Origin of the sequence: Arthrobacter sp. ISL-72, from assembly GCF_018613755.1 — a bacterium.
Lineage (GTDB): Bacteria > Actinomycetota > Actinomycetes > Actinomycetales > Micrococcaceae > Arthrobacter.
Genome location: NZ_JAGGPP010000046.1, coordinates 1 through 16716, shown reverse-complemented (window position 1 = coordinate 16716; position 16716 = coordinate 1). Strand labels below are relative to the sequence as shown.

The 16716-nt window shown below is 63.2% G+C and carries 16 protein-coding genes and 1 pseudogene; 9 read left to right on the top strand and 8 right to left on the bottom strand.

Going from position 1 to position 16716, the window contains the following annotated elements:
* Nucleotides 1-225: 225 nt before the first annotated feature.
* The 5 genes from J7I92_RS23095 to J7I92_RS23075 all read right to left on the bottom strand — a co-directional run bounded on the left by J7I92_RS23095 (nucleotide 226) and on the right by J7I92_RS23075 (nucleotide 5044).
* Nucleotides 226-1587: an amino acid permease gene (locus tag J7I92_RS23095; RefSeq protein WP_214844267.1), complete on the bottom strand. Its 1362-nt coding sequence runs from the start codon at nucleotides 1585-1587 to the stop codon at nucleotides 226-228.
* Nucleotides 1588-2388: 801 nt separating this feature from the next.
* A complete protein-coding gene (locus tag J7I92_RS23090) occupies nucleotides 2389-2913 on the bottom strand; it encodes a DUF3105 domain-containing protein (RefSeq protein WP_311380473.1) in 525 nt (174 codons plus the stop codon).
* 181 nt (nucleotides 2914-3094) lie between these two features.
* Nucleotides 3095-3259, bottom strand: coding sequence for a hypothetical protein (locus J7I92_RS23085; protein ID WP_214844262.1), 165 nt, complete (start codon nucleotides 3257-3259; stop codon nucleotides 3095-3097).
* A 394-nt stretch (nucleotides 3260-3653) separates the two neighbouring features.
* A complete protein-coding gene (locus tag J7I92_RS23080; protein ID WP_214844260.1) occupies nucleotides 3654-4343 on the bottom strand; it encodes a hypothetical protein in 690 nt (229 codons plus the stop codon).
* 557 nt (nucleotides 4344-4900) lie between these two features.
* Nucleotides 4901-5044, bottom strand: a complete 144-nt coding sequence (locus tag J7I92_RS23075) for a hypothetical protein (RefSeq protein WP_251040363.1) — start codon at nucleotides 5042-5044, stop codon at nucleotides 4901-4903.
* Between the two features lie 14 nt (nucleotides 5045-5058).
* Between J7I92_RS23075 and J7I92_RS23070 the strand changes: the two genes are divergently transcribed.
* From J7I92_RS23070 to J7I92_RS23060, 3 genes are all read left to right on the top strand, one after another.
* Nucleotides 5059-5238, top strand: coding sequence for a helix-turn-helix domain-containing protein (locus J7I92_RS23070; protein WP_311380474.1), 180 nt, complete (start codon nucleotides 5059-5061; stop codon nucleotides 5236-5238).
* 272 nt (nucleotides 5239-5510) lie between these two features.
* Nucleotides 5511-6161, top strand: coding sequence for a transposase (locus J7I92_RS23065; protein ID WP_214844258.1), 651 nt, complete (start codon nucleotides 5511-5513; stop codon nucleotides 6159-6161).
* Between the two features lie 162 nt (nucleotides 6162-6323).
* Nucleotides 6324-7280 carry an AsnC family transcriptional regulator gene (locus J7I92_RS23060; RefSeq protein WP_214844257.1) on the top strand — a complete coding sequence of 319 codons (957 nt, stop codon included), beginning with the start codon at nucleotides 6324-6326 and terminating at the stop codon, nucleotides 7278-7280.
* Here the strand turns inward: J7I92_RS23060 and J7I92_RS23055 are convergent.
* Nucleotides 7261-8721, bottom strand: a complete 1461-nt coding sequence (locus tag J7I92_RS23055) for an amidase family protein (protein ID WP_214844256.1) — start codon at nucleotides 8719-8721, stop codon at nucleotides 7261-7263. The two genes, J7I92_RS23060 and J7I92_RS23055, sit on opposite strands and share 20 nt — an antisense overlap.
* A 271-nt stretch (nucleotides 8722-8992) precedes the next feature.
* Here J7I92_RS23055 and J7I92_RS23050 point away from each other — a divergent pair, with 271 nt between their 5' ends.
* Nucleotides 8993-9751, top strand: a complete 759-nt coding sequence (locus J7I92_RS23050) for a DUF5058 family protein (RefSeq protein WP_214844255.1) — start codon at nucleotides 8993-8995, stop codon at nucleotides 9749-9751.
* A 76-nt stretch (nucleotides 9752-9827) separates the two neighbouring features.
* Nucleotides 9828-10559, top strand: coding sequence for a hypothetical protein (locus J7I92_RS23045; RefSeq protein WP_214844254.1), 732 nt, complete (start codon nucleotides 9828-9830; stop codon nucleotides 10557-10559).
* Nucleotides 10560-11018: 459 nt separating this feature from the next.
* Here J7I92_RS23045 and J7I92_RS23040 read toward each other — a convergent pair whose 3' ends face one another.
* Together J7I92_RS23040 and J7I92_RS23035 are read right to left on the bottom strand one after the other, a co-directional pair.
* Entirely contained in the window at nucleotides 11019-11294 is a 276-nt protein-coding gene (locus J7I92_RS23040) for a DUF3846 domain-containing protein (RefSeq protein WP_214844253.1), read from the bottom strand.
* A gap of 154 nt (nucleotides 11295-11448) precedes the next feature.
* Complete coding sequence (locus J7I92_RS23035) at nucleotides 11449-11880, bottom strand: hypothetical protein (protein ID WP_214844251.1); 432 nt, start codon at nucleotides 11878-11880, stop codon at nucleotides 11449-11451.
* Nucleotides 11881-12332: 452 nt separating this feature from the next.
* Between J7I92_RS23035 and J7I92_RS23030 the strand changes: the two genes are divergently transcribed.
* The 4 genes and pseudogenes from J7I92_RS23030 to J7I92_RS23015 all read left to right on the top strand — a co-directional run bounded on the left by J7I92_RS23030 (nucleotide 12333) and on the right by J7I92_RS23015 (nucleotide 16655).
* Nucleotides 12333-13529: an IS110 family transposase gene (locus J7I92_RS23030; RefSeq protein WP_214844250.1), complete on the top strand. Its 1197-nt coding sequence runs from the start codon at nucleotides 12333-12335 to the stop codon at nucleotides 13527-13529.
* A 255-nt stretch (nucleotides 13530-13784) separates the two neighbouring features.
* Nucleotides 13785-14399, top strand: coding sequence for a carbonic anhydrase (locus J7I92_RS23025; protein WP_311380472.1), 615 nt, complete (start codon nucleotides 13785-13787; stop codon nucleotides 14397-14399).
* Nucleotides 14400-14564: 165 nt separating this feature from the next.
* Nucleotides 14565-14835: pseudogene (locus J7I92_RS23020) on the top strand (hypothetical protein); the annotation flags it as partial.
* Between the two features lie 1100 nt (nucleotides 14836-15935).
* Nucleotides 15936-16655 (top strand): hypothetical protein, encoded by a 720-nt coding sequence (locus J7I92_RS23015; protein ID WP_214844247.1) that lies wholly within the window; start codon nucleotides 15936-15938, stop codon nucleotides 16653-16655.
* Nucleotides 16656-16716 lie beyond the last annotated feature (61 nt).

The following is a 16716-nucleotide window of genomic DNA, read 5'->3' as shown; positions in this document are numbered from 1 at the left end:
GGTATTGACATGAGGCAACAGGGGGGGCCCACTCGTATAGAAGGTCGTGCCTAGAGCGCCTGCCCCTGCTCCAGCAACTCTGGATTCCGCTTTATCCGGAATGATGCACACCTTGATGGCAGTACGTAGCTGATCTCCACACGAGGGCGAAGGGCCCTGATCAAGCCGCTACCAGCTCATTCTCAGACAGATAAGGGCTCTTCTGAGCCGTTCCGACTCGGCGGCCTAATGGGCCGGTTCCCTGGTCTCGGACAGAGGGGCAACGTCGTCGGCACTTCCCGGGTGCATACCAAACCGCCTGCGGACCTCAAAGCTGAGCAGAATCACGACCAGCGTCACGCCACTCATCAGGAACTGGGACTGGGTATCGGGAAGAATGGCCATGGCCACGATCACCGCCAGCATCAGGGCGATGGTCGCGTAACTCAGCCAGGGGAACAGCCACATCTTCAGCTTCAGGGCAGCGGGGTCCTCGCGGTCTAGCCTCTTGCGCAGAACCACCTGGGAAGCGGCGATCACGAGATACACGAAGAGTGCCACCGCGCCGTACGAATTCACCAGGAACCCGAAGACAAGGTTGCCCCACAAGTACACACAGACCACGGACACATACCCGACCGCGGTGCCCAGCAGGATGGCCCGGCGGGGCACGCCACCCTTGGATAGCCTGGTGAAGAACTTGGGTGCATCGCCGTTTTTGGTCAGCGCGAAGAGCATGCGCGAACTGGTGTACAGCGCGGAGTTAAGGCAGGAAAGTACGGCGGTGAGGACGATGAAGTTCATGATGGTGCCCACGGCCGGAATGCCCATTACATCCAGCACCGCCGCGTAAGGGCTCACCCCGACGCTCTTGGCGTCCCAGTTCTGGACCGTCACCACAATGAAGATGGAACCGACATAGAAAGTTACCACCCGGGCCACAATCGAGCGCATGGCGCGCTTGACGGCCGTTTGGGGTTCTTCGGATTCGGCCGCCGCGATGGTGATGATCTCGGCGCCAGTGTAGAAGGCCACGCAAGGGACGACGGCGGCAAGCACAGCACCCCAGCCCAGCGGAGTGAACCCGCCGTGACTGATCAGGTTTCCCAAGCCGGGGGTGGATTTGGGCCACAACCCGGTAATCCACAGCAGACCCATGGCCAGGAAAATAATGATTGCAACAACCTTGATGGAGGCGAACCAGTACTCGAACTCGCCAAAGGAGCGGGCCGAAATCATATTGGTACCGGTCAGCAGCAGCATCAGACCCAGACTGAGTGTCCACAGCGGGACCATCGGGAACCACAGCTGGATGATCCTCCCGCCAGCGATCGCCTCCACGGCCACCACGATGACGAAGAAGTACCAGTACATCCAGCCGGTGGTAAATCCCGCCCGTTGACCCAATGCCTGCCGCGCATAGACGTAAAAGGATCCGACGACGGGACGGGCCACGGCCATTTCCGCGAGCATCCGCATCAAAAGCAATGTGATGACCCCACCGATCGCGAAGGAGATGATTGCCGCCGGGCCGGTATTGCTGATCACCACGCCGCTACCCACGAAGAGCCCGGCGCCAATGACCCCACCGATGGCGATCAAATTCATATGCCTGCGTTTGAGGCCCTTACTAAGGCCACCGCTCTCGGCTTGCGCCTTACCAGCGTTGTCCACGTTCCCTCCAAAATCATTTGACGGAACCCGTTCGGAGCGTGCCACGATGGGCCAGGCTAGGGTCCTTCGGAGGTCGATCCGCACAGCATTGTGAAGGAGTGATTCCTATCACTCCTTCAGGTGTAGCCCCAACCTACGCAGGTGTCACTAGGGCGCGCAGGGCCAGATCAGGAGTGGCGAGGCCGTTGACGGCCATGGGTTTCATCCTAGGCACACCCAGTGTCAGTAACAGTTCCTGTGGGCCAGACACAGGGCGCAGGCTGTGTCGCGCCCTCAGGCTTGACGAGAGTCCTCGCGTAGTCCGCCGGGAGGTCGGGTTCAGTGCCGATCACCCCACCCGGCTGCCCTCTACCTGCTCAATCCTTTCTGCAGGGCTTCGCCGGACCGCTTGTTCCACGCGACTTCGCGCCGAGGCCTTGCCTGCTGCCTTGGCTACACCGGCGCTTAGGTGTTCCTTGGTCCTGGTCGGCGCTCAGCCGCGCCTGTACAGCCTCTCTATCGGCTACGCCATCAAGACTTGCTGCCAGCCCCTGCCGACTACTACTTTAAGGCAAGCTCCTCCTGCCGCCACTGGAACGATGCATCCCATTGGGGAAGCGGGGGCCCCAGTGAAGTGGCGGAGCACCAGGGAGCTCGGCAGGGGCCCGCCCACTCGCCACCGCCTCCGAGATCGAGAGCTTAATCGGAGGGCGCGCGTAGTCGCCTTATCGGCAGGCTGACGGTATGCCGGTTTACTTATCCGTTGACTCCGCCGCTGCATGTCTCGCCGGGTTCGGGGGTTTGCGGTCCTTGTTGGAACGCCTTGATGAATGCGGGCAGTCGAGGATCCGACGGGTCAGTGACGTTCAGTTGTTTGCCCCAAGCGGTGGCTTCGATTCGTGAGCCTTGGCCGGGGAAGGGGCTGATCAGGACGTGGCTCTGATTGCTTGCAAGCCGGGCGAGTGTGGCGATGTCATCAGCGGGCAGCCCGGGTTGGTAGCTGATCCAGACGGCACCGTGTTCGAGTGAGTGCACTGCCCGGGTTTCCTGCACGGGCCGGTCATAGACTCCGCAGTTCGTCCAGACCGGTGAGTGGTCTCCCCCGGCGCCGGGACGCTGCGGATAGGTCACTGCCGTCTGGACGTGGTTAGTGCCCAGGTGCGGATAGCTGATAACTCCTTCGATCATGGTCGGCTCCTTCTCCGCTGCCGGGTTCGGTTGTCCGGTGCCGCTCGCGGCGAGTCCGTAGGTGAGAGCCCCGAGGGCGAGAATGAGAGGCACGCCGACGGCCATCAACGGCCACCGACAGCTGGCGGGCTCTTTTGGCTCTTGCCTGTCGGTGGCGGCATGTGCGGGTTGGTGGGAGCGGGTTGTTATTCGGGGTTGCATGGTGCCGCCTTCGGACGGAGGGGATGGGTGCTTGTCTGGGATGACGGCTGGGTGATGAGCCGCCACCGCCCCTTCACGGCGCGATAGTGGCGGGCTTCTGGAAGAGGGTGCCTTGAAGGATGCTTCCGTGGAAGGTGCGGGCGGCGACGATGGTCCAAGTTGCCACGAGGAGGGCGTAGCCGGCGACGGCCATCGCGTCGAAGGCGGCCAGGTGGGTGTGGGCGGCGACCGGCCACACCGGTGACGCAGGTTCCGATCAGGAAGGTGAAGGACCACCAGGTCAGGGAGAACGGCAGGCCCTGGCGCGCACCTTCCCCGGACCTGAGCGCAGCGGCCACGCGACACGGTCCTGGTCGCGGCACGGAGCATCCCTGGGCACGGCGGCTGACACCTGTCACGGCTGGCGGGCTGGCAGCAACAGCATTGGTCAACGGGAACATGGCAGTGGAACCCGGGACGCTCTCGAGCACCTGCTTACAACCGCAGGGGCCGGGACCCTGGCAGATCCGATGGTGGAATTATCGGCGACGGCGGCCGTCCGCTCTGCCATCGCCGCGGGCACGCCCCGGGTGTGCTCAGTGCACTGGGCGTCCGTGACGACCTGGCCCTGCACCGGCAACAACAGCCTCACGCTACTTGGGGTCGCCTGAGATATGGAACGGGATCGTTGTGATCTTGGACGCGACTCCGATCGCTTCGAGATCTCGTGCATCAATCGTGCCATCACCGTTAGCGTCCGGCACGACGTTCGGGGCGTCGTTGTAGATGCCGTCGTGGTTGAGGTCGGCAATCACGGCGACGGTCAAGGTGCTGTCCACGTCCTGGCCGGCAATCGGGGCGCCGACGATCCAGGAATCCCAAATTTCAGAGCCTTTTTTCGAGCGGTCGGTCACGCCGGTGAGGTTGAACAGGTTGGCCAGATTCGTGCCAGGACCGGAGAAGCCCTTGATTGTGCTGTTGGTGGTGGATGCGAGTACAACAAGGCCGGGCAAACGATCATCCTGACCGGTTGAGAATGACCCAGGAAAGGGCGCCGTGTTCGCATGCGCGGCGGGTCCGGTGAGCTGCAGCCCGGTGAAGCCTGCTGCCGCCAGGCCGCCGTCGTACCGCACACTCAGATCGACGAACCAGCCAGCACCAGCGATTCCGGCATTATCGCCCTTTCCAGGGGCAAACACCTCGATCTCCACCGGATGCTTTTCCGAGGCGGCGGGGACAGACGCCGCCGGTGTCGGACTCGCGATTGCAGCCCCGGCCACAATCGCGCCCAACGCCCCCGCAGAGCCAACAACAGCGGCAATTCGACGGTTACTGATTTTCATATGATTCTTCCTTTGCTCGGCTTACTGAAGAGAAGTGAATATTGCGGCGCCAAAGACCCTGCGCCAGCCATAACGACGAGGGATTGGACCGGATCGTTCACTTACAAACAAAGGCTCGCCGCCGTACCCGGGCCAAGCGGGATCCCTTCAATACGCCAAGGTGGTCTCCGAAGGGGGATCGACATGCTCAAGCCGCAGCCAAACGCCCGCTTATGAAAGGGCGAATCCGAGGCCCAGGAGCTAGGCCCACGGGTGTCTGCCATGCCAAGACTTCCGCGGCCATCGGAAATGCACACGAATTCTGACATTCCCTGCTGCAGACGACGTCGAAAAATGACAGAGGGGTCCAGTAAAGAGCCCACGTGTGATTGTTAGCCGGGAATGGCGGCTAAATCGCAGCCGATGTGGCGGTTTTGGCGTGCCGTTCGGGCGGCGAGCACGCTACTCCCGCCCCATGAATACCCGCGCATGCCAGTTCAAAATGGACAGGGGAGCGGCCGTAAAAGGGGGCTTGTGCCTGACTTTGGGCCGGGGCCGGTTCTCCCAGAACCCCGGGCTTAGAACTGCTCGGCCAGCGCCCGGTTCACGGCGGAGACGTCCAGGAACGCAGGATCAAAACGCTCATCCGACCCGGTCATTTCTGCCACCCACGCGGAGTATTCGGCGTGGTCGGGATACGACGGGCCCGCCAGCGCGTCCATAATTTACCGATTCCATCAGCAAACGCAGGGAAGCTGGAAGGGATCTTGGCGGCCGACCCCGCAGGGTCACGGACAGTCAGACTCGAAGCGCTGTCCGCCTGGTCGAAGCCGGTGAACCCGCAGCGCAGGTTGCCCGCGATCTCGGAATGTCCCGAGCAACGTTTTATAGACGGTCCCGAGCCCTCACGAACTAGCCGCGTCGCATCCCCCTTAGACCACACCATGCAAGACAACCGGTGCCGCAGAACCGCCATTTTGAGCTGCGATTTAACCGCCATTCCGAACGAACAGTCACAGACGTACATCGGCCCAAGGCCCGCACCGCAGCCATCAATCAGATCAAAAGCCTTCTCGTTTCAGCTCCGGACAAACTACGGGAAAAATACCGAGGTTTGGGTACCGCGGCAATGAACACGACCCTGCAGCGCACCCGACCTTCGGGCCATATGGCTGACCCCGAGTACGTGTGCCTGCTGACGCTGAATCCCTGGCCACCCGTTGCCAGTCCCTCGCGGCAGAAATCGCCACCGCTGACGCCGCGCTCCAGGAAATTCTCGACACCTATGCTCCGATGCTCAGTGACCTGCTAGGGGTCGGAACGGAAGTAGCCAGCCAGCTCCTGGTCACCGTCGGAGACAACCCCGACCGCCTTGGGAATGAGGCCCAGTTTGCTGCCCTCGTCGGGGTTGCACCCATACCGGCGTCCTCGGGCAAGACAACCCGTCACCGGCTCAGCAGAGGCGGCGACCGGAACGCCAATCATGCCCTATATCAGGTCGTCCTGGTCCGTATGGCCTCGTGCCAACGGACCAAGGACTACGTGGCCAAACGCACCGCGGAAGGCAAGAGCAAACGGGAAATCCTGCGCTCCCTCAAACGCGACGCAGCCCGGGAAATTTACCGCCAGATCACCAACCCGCAAGCAGCCCCAAACAACTCCGATCTGCGCCAAATGCGGACCGACCTTGGTTGCACCACCACGACCGTTGCCCGCGAGCTTGGCCAGTGGCCCTCCAAGATTTCCCTCCTGGAACGAGGTCTCCTCCGCAATGACACTCTGGCCAAGCACTACCGCCAATGGTTGACCGACCAAACACCCACAGATACAACTCAGTGAGCATGCCAGCCGGCTAGGACGTCGGCTCTAACCCACGATCGCATCGGTGCTTTCCGCCGCCGGACAGCCGGCCGCCCCGTACTTTCAACGGCGGGACTCGCCTCCGGAGCGCGCCGCACCTGGAGTTCGTGATGAAATTGAGCGACGCAATGGAGGGATGGCATGCTGGTGTTTGACGCATTGGAGCGGCAGATTGTTGCCGCCCTGCAGCTGGATCCGCGCTGCCCGTGGCGCAAGATGGCCGCGGTGCTTGGCGAAGCCGAGCGGACGGTGGCGCGCCGTGGATCCCAGCTTCTGGAGTCCGGCGCCGTTGCCGTGGTGGGCGTTCGCCCCAGACCGGCCGCCGTGCTCGTGGAGATGCGGTGCAACCCGGGCACCGTGCGTGCTGCGGCCCAAGCACTCGCGCAAAGGACCGACACCACCTTCGTTTACACCACCACCGGAACGGGCGACTGTGTAGCGGAAATCCTCACCGAACCCAGCCGCATGAGCGATGTGTTGTCCGACGAACTGCCCTCCACCATTGGCCTGCGGGATTCCACCAGCTACCCGGTCCTGAGGTACTTCCGTACGATCCGGGGCTGGCGGCCGGAGATCCTCAGCGCGGACCGTGCCGAGGCGCTTCGCTCGGGATTGACTGCCGATTCGGGCATCCTGGAGGCACCGAAGGAACTGAACCGCCAGGACACCGAACTGGTGGAGGCACTGTGTGCCGATGGCCGGATGAGCTTCGAAGCACTCGGACGCCGCGTACGCGTTTCGGAAGCCACGGCACGTCGGCGCAGCGAGTGGCTTCTGGCCAACAACCAAGTCCAGCTGAGGGCCGTGATCGAACCTGCAGCTTTTGGGCTAGCTGTCGAAGCCCTCCTCTGGATCCGGGCGTCGCCGCAACACGTCGAACAACTGGGCAAAAACCTGGCCGAACTTCCGATGGTCCGTTACGCCGCGGCGATCGCAGGCGATTACCAGATCGTTGCTGACGTTGCCGTCGATGATATGTCCTCGCTCTACCGCTTCATCACGGGCTCGGACTGGGCCCGGTATGCCGCCGGAGTTGACGTTTCCATCCTGCTCGACGCCCGCAAGCGCGGCGGACGGTTCATGCGGACATCGTCGTAAGTGCCTGGTCACCAATGCCGGCGCCTGCAATAACAACTGGCGCGACGGCGGCGTAGCCCGTCTGTTGCTCGAAGGCGCGGCCCCAGCGGAGCAGCTGCATATCTGTGTAGTGGTTGCCAGCGAGCTGGAGTCCGATGGGCAGGCCGGCTGAGCTGAAGCCAGCGGGAACGCTGAGGACGGGAAGTCCGGTGGCGGACAGCAGGCAGGCCGAGCGCATCCAGTCCAAATAGGTCTCCGAGGCCACCCCGGCAACATTCAAGGGGTACCGCAGCGTCGCGTCGAACGGCAGGACCTGAGCGCACGGGCTGGCGAAAAGGTCGTAGCGGCCGAAGAACGCCTGGACGCTGCGTTCCAGCCGGGTCCGGGCGGCCGCAGTCTCGATAAGGTCTTTCGCTGTCAAAGCGAAGCCCTTGTTAACGTTCCAGTGCACTTCCGACTTGACCACGTCTCCGGAACGCTTCAGGATCGGTCCCAAACCAGCGGCAAAGTCCATGGCGCGGGTGTTGCCGAACACCAAGTCTGCCTCGCTGAAATCCGGGGTAGCTTCTTCCACGATCGCACCAAGATCCTCAAAGACCGCCAGCTGCCGTTCCAGGTGCTCGAGGATCTCAGCTTCCACTGGTACGCCAATGCCAAAGTCGCGCGACCAACCAATGCGCACGCCGCGCATGTCCGTCTCCAAAGATGACCTAAAGTCTGCGGGATCAAGGCCAGCCGGATGGGGGACGCGTGGGTCCTTGCCTGCCGTGACGGACATGAACAGCGCGATGTCCTCCACGCTTCTCGCCATGGGGCCGGTCCTGCCCAGCCACGCGTAGGCGTCAATGTCGGACGGCATGGGGATGACCGCCGTCGACGACCGGAAACCCACCAGGTTGCAGAAGGAAGCCGGGATGCGGAGCGAACCGCCCATGTCGCTGCCGTCGCCGATGCTTTGGACACGGGAAGCGACGACGGCGGCCACCCCGCCACTGCTGCCGCCAGCACTCAACGTGGGAGCGTACGGGTTTGTGGTGGTGCCAAAGAGGTCGTTGAAGGTGTGTGAGCCCGCACCAAACTCGGGAACATTGGACTTTCCGGTGGTGACCACTCCGGCTGCCTTCAACCGCGCAACGATGAGGCAGTCAGCGTCAGGAATGAAGTCACGCAACGCGATTGAACCCTGGGTGGTGCGCATCCCGGCGGTGTTGTTGGTGTCCTTATGGGTCATGGGCAGGCCGTGGAGGGGTGGAAGTTCAGCCCCTGATGCTGTGAGCTGGTCCGCGCGATGTGCCAGCGCACCGGCACCTTCGGGGTCGAGCGTCACCACGGCGTTGATAACCGGGTTCACTTCAGCGATGCGCTCCAAATGATCGGCCAGGGCCTCCCGGGCAGAGATTTTCTTCTCGCGGATGGCGGCGGTGAGTTCGACGGCGGACAGCTCGCCAATGGTGTCAGGCATGGTGCTCCTTTGCTGGGTGTTCACTGCCTGAAAGTGTGCCGGGTCACGCCTGACTCCGGAAGCGTGATGTCCCCGCTAAGGGCACTTTGACTGTTTCGGCCACTAAGTTGGCTGATACCGTCTTGTATTGCGTATGATCCGGCTCATAATGAAAGGTGTTGCTAACCCGTTGGCTGATCTGGTCGATGGGCAGGATTCGCCCTGGTGCAGCACGTACCACCCAATGTGGTTCGGTGCGGACTTGTAGCCGGGCTTTTACCCGGAGGTTTCCATGCACCAACCCCTGGCACTTCAACCGCTAGCAAACGACTCGACGGACATCCTGGCCATCGCCAACAGTCCCGTTCTGTGGATCTGCGTGGCCGGCGTGTTTGGCGTCATTATCATCCAGTCCGTGATCTTCATGAAGGCCGCCCGCCGGGCAGCGCGTTCCGTGGACATGAGCGTGCAGGACGTCAAGACCTCGTTCCGCTCCGGTGCCGTTTCGGCCATCGGCCCCTCCCTTGCCGTGTCTCTGGTGGCCATTGCACTCCTGGGCCTCTTTGGCGCTCCAGCTGTCCTGTCCCGGATCGGCCTGATCGGTTCGGCTGCGTATGACGTTTCCGCCGCCGGCATTGCGGCCGGTTCAATGGGCGCCAAACTTGGCGATGCCAGCTACACCCAAAGCGTCTTTGTAGTGGCGTTCTTTGCTATGAGCATCGGTGGTGCGATGTGGATGCTTGCCACCCTGATTCTGACCCCGCTGCTCCGCAAGGGCGACGCCAAGATCCGCTCGGTGAACCCGGCCGCAATGGCGATCGTTCCGGCCGCCGCCTTGATCGGCGCATTCTCCTGCCTTGGGCTCGCCGAACTTCCGAAGTCCGGGATCCACGTTCTGTCCTTCGTTGTCTCTGTAGGGGTCATGGGGCTCTGCCTGCTGCTGGCCAAGAAGCTCGGCAAGAGCTGGCTGCGGGAGTGGGGACTTGGCTTTTCGATCGTCATCGGCCTGGGCGCTGCGTACCTTGCAGTCGGTTCCGCGGTCGGCGCCTGAGCCCTTCCGGCTCCCCAAGCTGCCTCCTACTCCCGCCTGCAGGCCCTGACCATTGAGCACGAAAGGAACACCCCTCATGTCTTCGATAACTTCCGCTCCCGCCACAACCGGCACCGCCATGGCTGACTTCAACCGCACCACGTCCCGCTGGGGCCAGATCACCATGATCGCCGGATTGCTGATCTCGGTTGCCGGTCCGCTGTACCTCGTCTTTGCCAGCGGACTGGACATTGGCCCGGCTCAACTCTGGATCGCCTTCGCCGCAGTTGCTGCCACGTTCGGCATCATCTGGATCGTCGAGCCGCTGACCTATTTCCCGATCCTCGGGCCAGCGGCCATGTACCAGGCCTTCATGATCGGCAACATCTCCAACAAACTCCTCCCAGCGGCCCTCATTGCCCAAACCAATATCGGCGCAAAGCCGGGCAGCAAGCGTGCCGAACTTGCAGCCGTCGTTGCTATCTGCGGAGCCGCAGCGGTCCACCTGATTTCGCTCGCGATCTTCGTCGGCATCCTGGGCAGTTGGCTGATCAGCGTCCTCCCGCCGTCGGTGCTGCTTGTCACGCGTCTTTACGTGCTGCCTACCGTCCTTGGCGCCGTGCTGGTGCAGGCCATTGTTTCCATGAAGCAGCCCCGCACCACTGTGTTCGCGCTACTGGTCTCTGCCGTCGTCGTTTTCATTGTGATGCCCTTGGTGCCGTCTCTCGCCATGGTGTCCACTGCCATCGCGGTTCTGGGCACCATCCTGCTGGCGTGGTTCTTCCGCGGAAAGCAGATCACGGAGACCAAGCCGATCCACATCGAGTAGCCGGCTCCTCCGGCCGAAAACCCCCGGCAGCGACGAATCTGTAGCGCACGGCCGCTCTCATCCAAACTGCCCATAATCCTGATTTGACGCCTATAGGAGCATCGTCGTAGACACAAAGGGCCAGGGATGGCCGGAGCTCTGCGACGGACAGCACTGGACCCAACAGCCGGCCGCGGAGCGGACGCCCATGTCCCTGGTTGCAGCGCAGCGAAAACCAGGATTCCCCGCTGACTCTCAGGCTCCCCGGCTATCATGAAACGGAGGTCCCGCCTGGTCCCCCATCAGGCGGGACCCTCTTGTCTCTGACGCCGGTCATCTGGTGGGGCCGGCGTCTCAAGTGGCCGCATCGGAACTGCCGGTAATGGCGGTCCGCCGCCGGCAACCACGCACCCGGCCCGGCGACGGCGGCGGATCGCCCGCGGTGACCAGCCCGCAAAGAAGGCCGGCCACCGCCTCGGTTTAGCTCACTGCCTGATGCAGTCCGAAGAGTTGCTGTGCGAGGTCGATTAGGTGCTCGGGCACGTCGTCCTCGTCCCCGTCCTCGGTCTCGCCCAGGATCACGACATCCCCGCAGTACAGGTCGGTCAGGACTCCGGTTTCTTCAAGGACCAGCAGCGCGGCGCGGCGGTTCGGGGCGAGGCTCAGGATTTTTCCTTCCTCGTTGAGGTAGAGGTGCCAGTCATCCCCGCTCACGGCCTCGATGTTGCCGCCTACAAGGGCTTGCAGGTTCTTCAAACCGGCGTCGATGGTTTCGATGCGGGCCGGGGCGTTGGTGCCGGCGGGATGATCAGGGCGGTGCAGGTGCTCATCAGGTTTTGTCCTCTCAGGTGGCGGTGTTTGGGGTGCGGTGCCCCGCCGCTGTCAGCGGGGCACCGGCTTTTGGTGTTGGTTAGGCCGCTTCGTGGATCCCAGAGGGCATCCGGTAGCGGCTGGGTAGTTCGGCGGCGGCTACGGGCAGGTCTTCCGGGCCTTGGGCCTGTCCGTTCTTCCAGTGGAAGAACGCCTGTTCGGTGATCGCGTCCCAGAGCTGGGTCTTCTTCCTAAAGAAGGTGCAGGTCACGTCGCCCTCGCAGTAGGTGGCTATGCCGAACAGGTTGCCGATCTCATCCGCGGTGCGGATCGCGGCGACCATGACATAAGGCCACTGGCCCAGGTCCCAGCCGTCACAACCCCAGCTTGGAATCACGGCCCAGCCGTGTTCGCTGATGACGTCCATCCAGTCGTAGCCGTCGTTCATGTGGTAATCCACGAGCACGGGAACATCGTGGATGGTCTCGCCGGTGTCGGCGGTGGTCACGGTCTTGATGGTGACTGCGTTCATGGTGTTGCTCCTTCCTGCCGAGAAGTTGGGTGGGCGGGGCGGCCATGGTGACCGGCCAGCTCCCCTCTCCCCCGACGCTTCTATGTCTGTCAAGCGGTAGGAGGCGGGCTGCGTGCGCTGACCAACCGGGTTGCGCCCCTCGTCGTGGTTTTGCCGGTGGCTAGCGAGAGTGGGGCGCTCGTGGTGATTGGCCAGCTTCCCCTCTCCGTTACTGTTTTCTGGACCCTGGTTCTCGTGCAGGATTGGGGTGTGCTGGCCTGTTGGTCCCGGCACGGTTGCCTCTCTCTGTCGTTGATGATCCACGGGGTGAAGCCACCGGGACCGCCAGGTGCCGGAGAGACCGCTGATAGGGGCAGGACAGAAATCATCGTCGTGCGTAACGTGAATGCCGGGCTTCGACACCAACCCACAGGCCGGCGCAAGAGCTGGGGATTGCCGACCGGAGGTGCTGCATGATCGAGAACTACGAATCCATTGATGTGTTTATTGGCCTGGACGTCGGCAAAGGCGAACATCATGCCGTCGCCCTGGACCGGACCGGTAAGAAACTGCTGGACCAAGCTCTGCCGAACGATGAAGGCCGTCTGCGCCTGATCCTGCAGGACCTGGCATCCCATGGTCGGCTCCTGCTGGTCGTGGACCAGCCCGCCACCGTCGGGGCACTGCCGGTTGCCGTGGCGCAGGCCGCTGGCGTTGTTGTGGGCTATCTGCCGGGCCTGTCGATGCGCCGGATCGCGGACCTGCATCCGGGTGAGGCGAAAACCGATGCCCGAGACGCCTTCATCATTGCTACAGCCGCGCGTACCATGCCGCACACGCTGCGCGCCGTCCAAGTCGCCGAGGAGGAACAGGCCGAGCTGTCCATGCTGTGTGGCTTTGATGACGACCTGGCCCAGCAGGCCACCGCGGTCACGAACCGGATCCGCGGCCTGCTTACCCAGATCCACCCGGCCCTGGAAAGGGTCCTCGGCCCGCGCTTGGACCACCCGGCCGTGCTGGACCTGATCCGCATCTGGCCCACCCCGGAAGCTCTCCGGAAGGCCGGACAGAAACGCATCGCGGCCAGGCTGCGGAAGCTCGCACCAAAGATGTTCAACCGGCTCTCAGAGCAGATCATGGCGGCACTGGATGAACAGCACGTCGTGGTCATCGGCACCAGTGCTGCCGGAATCGTCCTCCCGGAACTGGCTGGCATGCTTGCCGGGATCCACGAGGCCAGGATGAAGGTCCTGACACGCGTCGAGGCCCTCGTGGAGGCCCACCCTCTTCACCCAGTCCTGACATCCATGCCGGCGGTGGGCGTCAGGACGGCCGCACGCATCCTCACCGACGTCGTCGGCAAGAACTTCCCCACCGCCGGCCACCTCGCCTCCTATGCGGGCCTGGCCCCCGTCACCTGGCGCTCGGGTACCTCGATCCGCGGCGACCACGCCTCACGGAGAGGGAACAAGGCCCTCAAACGCGTCCTGTTCCTCTCCGCCTTCGCCTCCCTCAAGGACCCCGGCTGCCGGGCCTACTACGACCGGAAACTCAGCGAAGGAAAACGACACCACCAGGCCCTCGCGGCACTGGCCCGACGACGCTGCGACACCCTCTACGCCATGCTCCGCGACGGAACCCTCTACCAGCCCCGCAGCGCCGCCGCCTGAAGCCACCTTCTTCATACCTTGGACTCAAGCTCGAGGAAGGAGTCGATGAACCTTCGCAGGGCAGGGCGTAACCGTTACACGGACCGCTGGACTTGGCGCGTGGGCTGCCCTTGTGGGCGGACGAGGTCGAACAGGTGCGCGTTCCGCGTGGCCCAGCTGGAGCGCGTCCGCAATCTCGCGGGACCCGTCGAGTTTTCGATCTACGGCCTGTGGTCCCTGTGCAAGAACAAGGACGTCCCCCGTAAAGTAAGGGAGGTGACTACCCAAATCAGCCCAGCCGAAGCATGGCAGCGTCTGCTCGCCGGCAACAAGCGTTTCGTCTCCGGAGACGCGCTACACCCCAACCAGGACGCCTCCCGGCGCAGCGCGCTGGTGGACTCCCAAAACCCCTTCGCGGTCATCTTCGGATGCTCGGACTCCCGCCTGGCCGCGGAAATCATTTTCGACCTCGGCCTCGGCGACGCGTTCGTGGTGCGCACAGCGGGGCATGTGATCGACGACGCCGTTCTCGGATCGCTCGAATACGGCGTATCGGTGCTGAATACCCCGTTGATCGTCGTCCTCGGACATGACAACTGCGGTGCTGTCACGGCCACGAAAAATGCGGTGGAAACCGGAGAGATGCCCCCGGGTTTCATCCGCGACCTCGTCGAACGGATCACCCCGTCGGTGCTGACCTCGCTGCGCGAGGACAAGACGGACGTCAACGACATGGTCGTTGAACATGCCAAGCAGACCGCGGCCCGGCTCCTGGAGAGTTCACAGGTGATCTCCTCCGCCGTGGACAATTCCTCCACAGCCGTGATCGGCGTCGCGTACCGGCTCGAAGAGGGCCGGGCGGACCTCGTCTCAGAATTCGACATGCTCTAAAGCTGAGAAAAGAACGGCAGCATCGTACTCAAAGCCCCCACTGCTATCAGAGCCCTGCCCGTTCCGGGCCTCTTTCTTCCTGAGGCTCAACGCCACCGACGCCACACCCCGACCGGCTTGAGAAACATAGAAGGGTCCCTAGCTATAGACAATCGAATCGATCTGCGACCACGCCGGGCGCTCAAACGTGTCCTGTTCCTCTCCGCCTTCGCCTCACTCAAGGACCCCGCCTGCCGGGCCTATTAAGACCGCAAACGCTCCGAAGGCAACCGCCACAACCAAGCCCTCGTGGCCACCGCCCGACGACGCTGCGACACCCCGCTACGCCATGCCCCGCGACCGAACCCTCTACCAGGCCGCAGCGCCGCCGCCTGAAGCCAACTTCACCATACAGCGGACTCACCTCGGGGAGGCTTCCGCCTGGCATGCCGGTTAACCGATAAGAGACCGGCATATGCCGGTCTCTTATCGGTTTCCCTCTGCTTAAGAAATCTGTGGGGCAGCGTCCGCACTTCAGGGGTAGGGCCCCTCCTGGAGCGTCGCCACGGACAGAGTCTACCCGCCGCCCCTTATGGCCTGCTGCGAGCATGCCGCCCGAGGACGTGTTCTCAGACACGGGAAAGCCCCTCGAACGAGGGGCTTTCAACGGATAAATCAGTCGTAGATTGGTCTGGGTCAGCGGTGATCTGCTCCTCCTTCCCGGACGCCGAACGCGCCCCTGCCGGACGGTGGACAAGATATTAGTAACGAATCCCCCGGGCTGTCCAGAATCAGTGACAGCGTTTCGTCGATCCGGACGAAACCCGGGCGACGGGTCCGCTGTCCCGGCCCGGGCCGGGCCGATGCACGAGTAACAGGCGACGCCCGCAGATTGACGAAAAACATAGGGGCACCCCGTTGTTTTGGCTGCTGGCGAAGCTTGCGGAGCTGTGCCCGACGGAGGCCTGTCTACCCTTGGGCAAGGGGCCGGGAAATTCCCGGAGGAAGTAAGAGACGCAGGAGCGCCGGAGGGAAATTCCCGGCACGCAGGCCCCGGAATTCACGGAGGGGCTAGACGGGCCGGAGCGGGTACGTACAATCCCTTGGGACAGCAGCCAAAAACAAGAAAAGCGCTTCTACAGCCCGAGCGAAGCGAGGACCATTACACAGCGCCCAGCGCTGTGCGCCGCGGAGGTTCGCCGGGCGCACTCAATCCGGCTGAGAAAAGGCACCAGCGTCTTGAAAAGGCACAGCTTTCCAGGACGCCCACCGCTCCCACTCCCGCAACGGATTCGGGTGTCTGCCGGAGGATGACCCGGAAAGGTGGCTGCTCAGCTGCACGGTGCTCACCACCACGGTCCGGGAGCGGTTTTTCAGGCACATGGGGGCTGGAGCCCTGGCGAACCAGCGGGGATGACCACAGTCGCCGGCGGCGGGTATTCAGGTCCGTTCCCGTTGCACCTTGAGAGCGGGTTCATGGCCTTAGTGCCTACCCCTTGTGGCCGCTGACGTCTGGGCGTAACGTGCCCACCACAAAGTCCGCCCTTGGAGGCCTCCATGTCCGTGCTGCTACGCCGCGCTATAGCCTCGGCATCGATCTTGTCGCTCGGACTACTCGGGCCCGTCGGCCTCTCGGCGTGCACCACCGCCGAGGCGCCGTCCCCCGCACCAACTACGGAGGCTCGCACGGTCGCACCGCTGCCGGAGAGCGGCGACATCGACGCCGGCACATACCTCGTCACCAGCTTCACAGAGCCTTTCGCGATCACCGTCCCAGACGGCTGGTTGACTGCCGACGGCGACGGCCTGGCCAAGGACGACCCGGATCACCCGGATGAAGGGGCGGTCTTCGTGGGTTTTTGGCCCGCCAAATATGTGCCGACCGACGCATGCGCGTGGCAGGGCGCGCTCGTCGAGGTCGATCCGTCGGCTGAGGCCTTCGTCGACGCAATGACGGCGCAGACGTCAACGGCGAGCACCCCTCCCGTCGAGGTCGCGGTGGGCGATTACTCCGGCTTCGAGTTCGACCACTCCGTCGAGGGCGACGTGGACATCACAGCCTGCGACCGCGGCAAGTTCTGCATCCACTCAGAATTCTCAAACGAATGCTCACGCTGGTACTCGACTCAGAATGAACGCGAAACCTACCGAGTGGTCGACCTAAACGGCCAGCGCGCTGTCATCTGGGTGGTCCAATTCCACGAATCGATCAATCCGGAGCTGACGAGAGAGGCACGCGCCGTCTTCGACTCGATCGTGTTCAAGTCCGACAAGTGACCGGCTGATGCGATAGACCATAACCCAGATGTCTCGAATCGCTAGGGATATGAGACGCGCA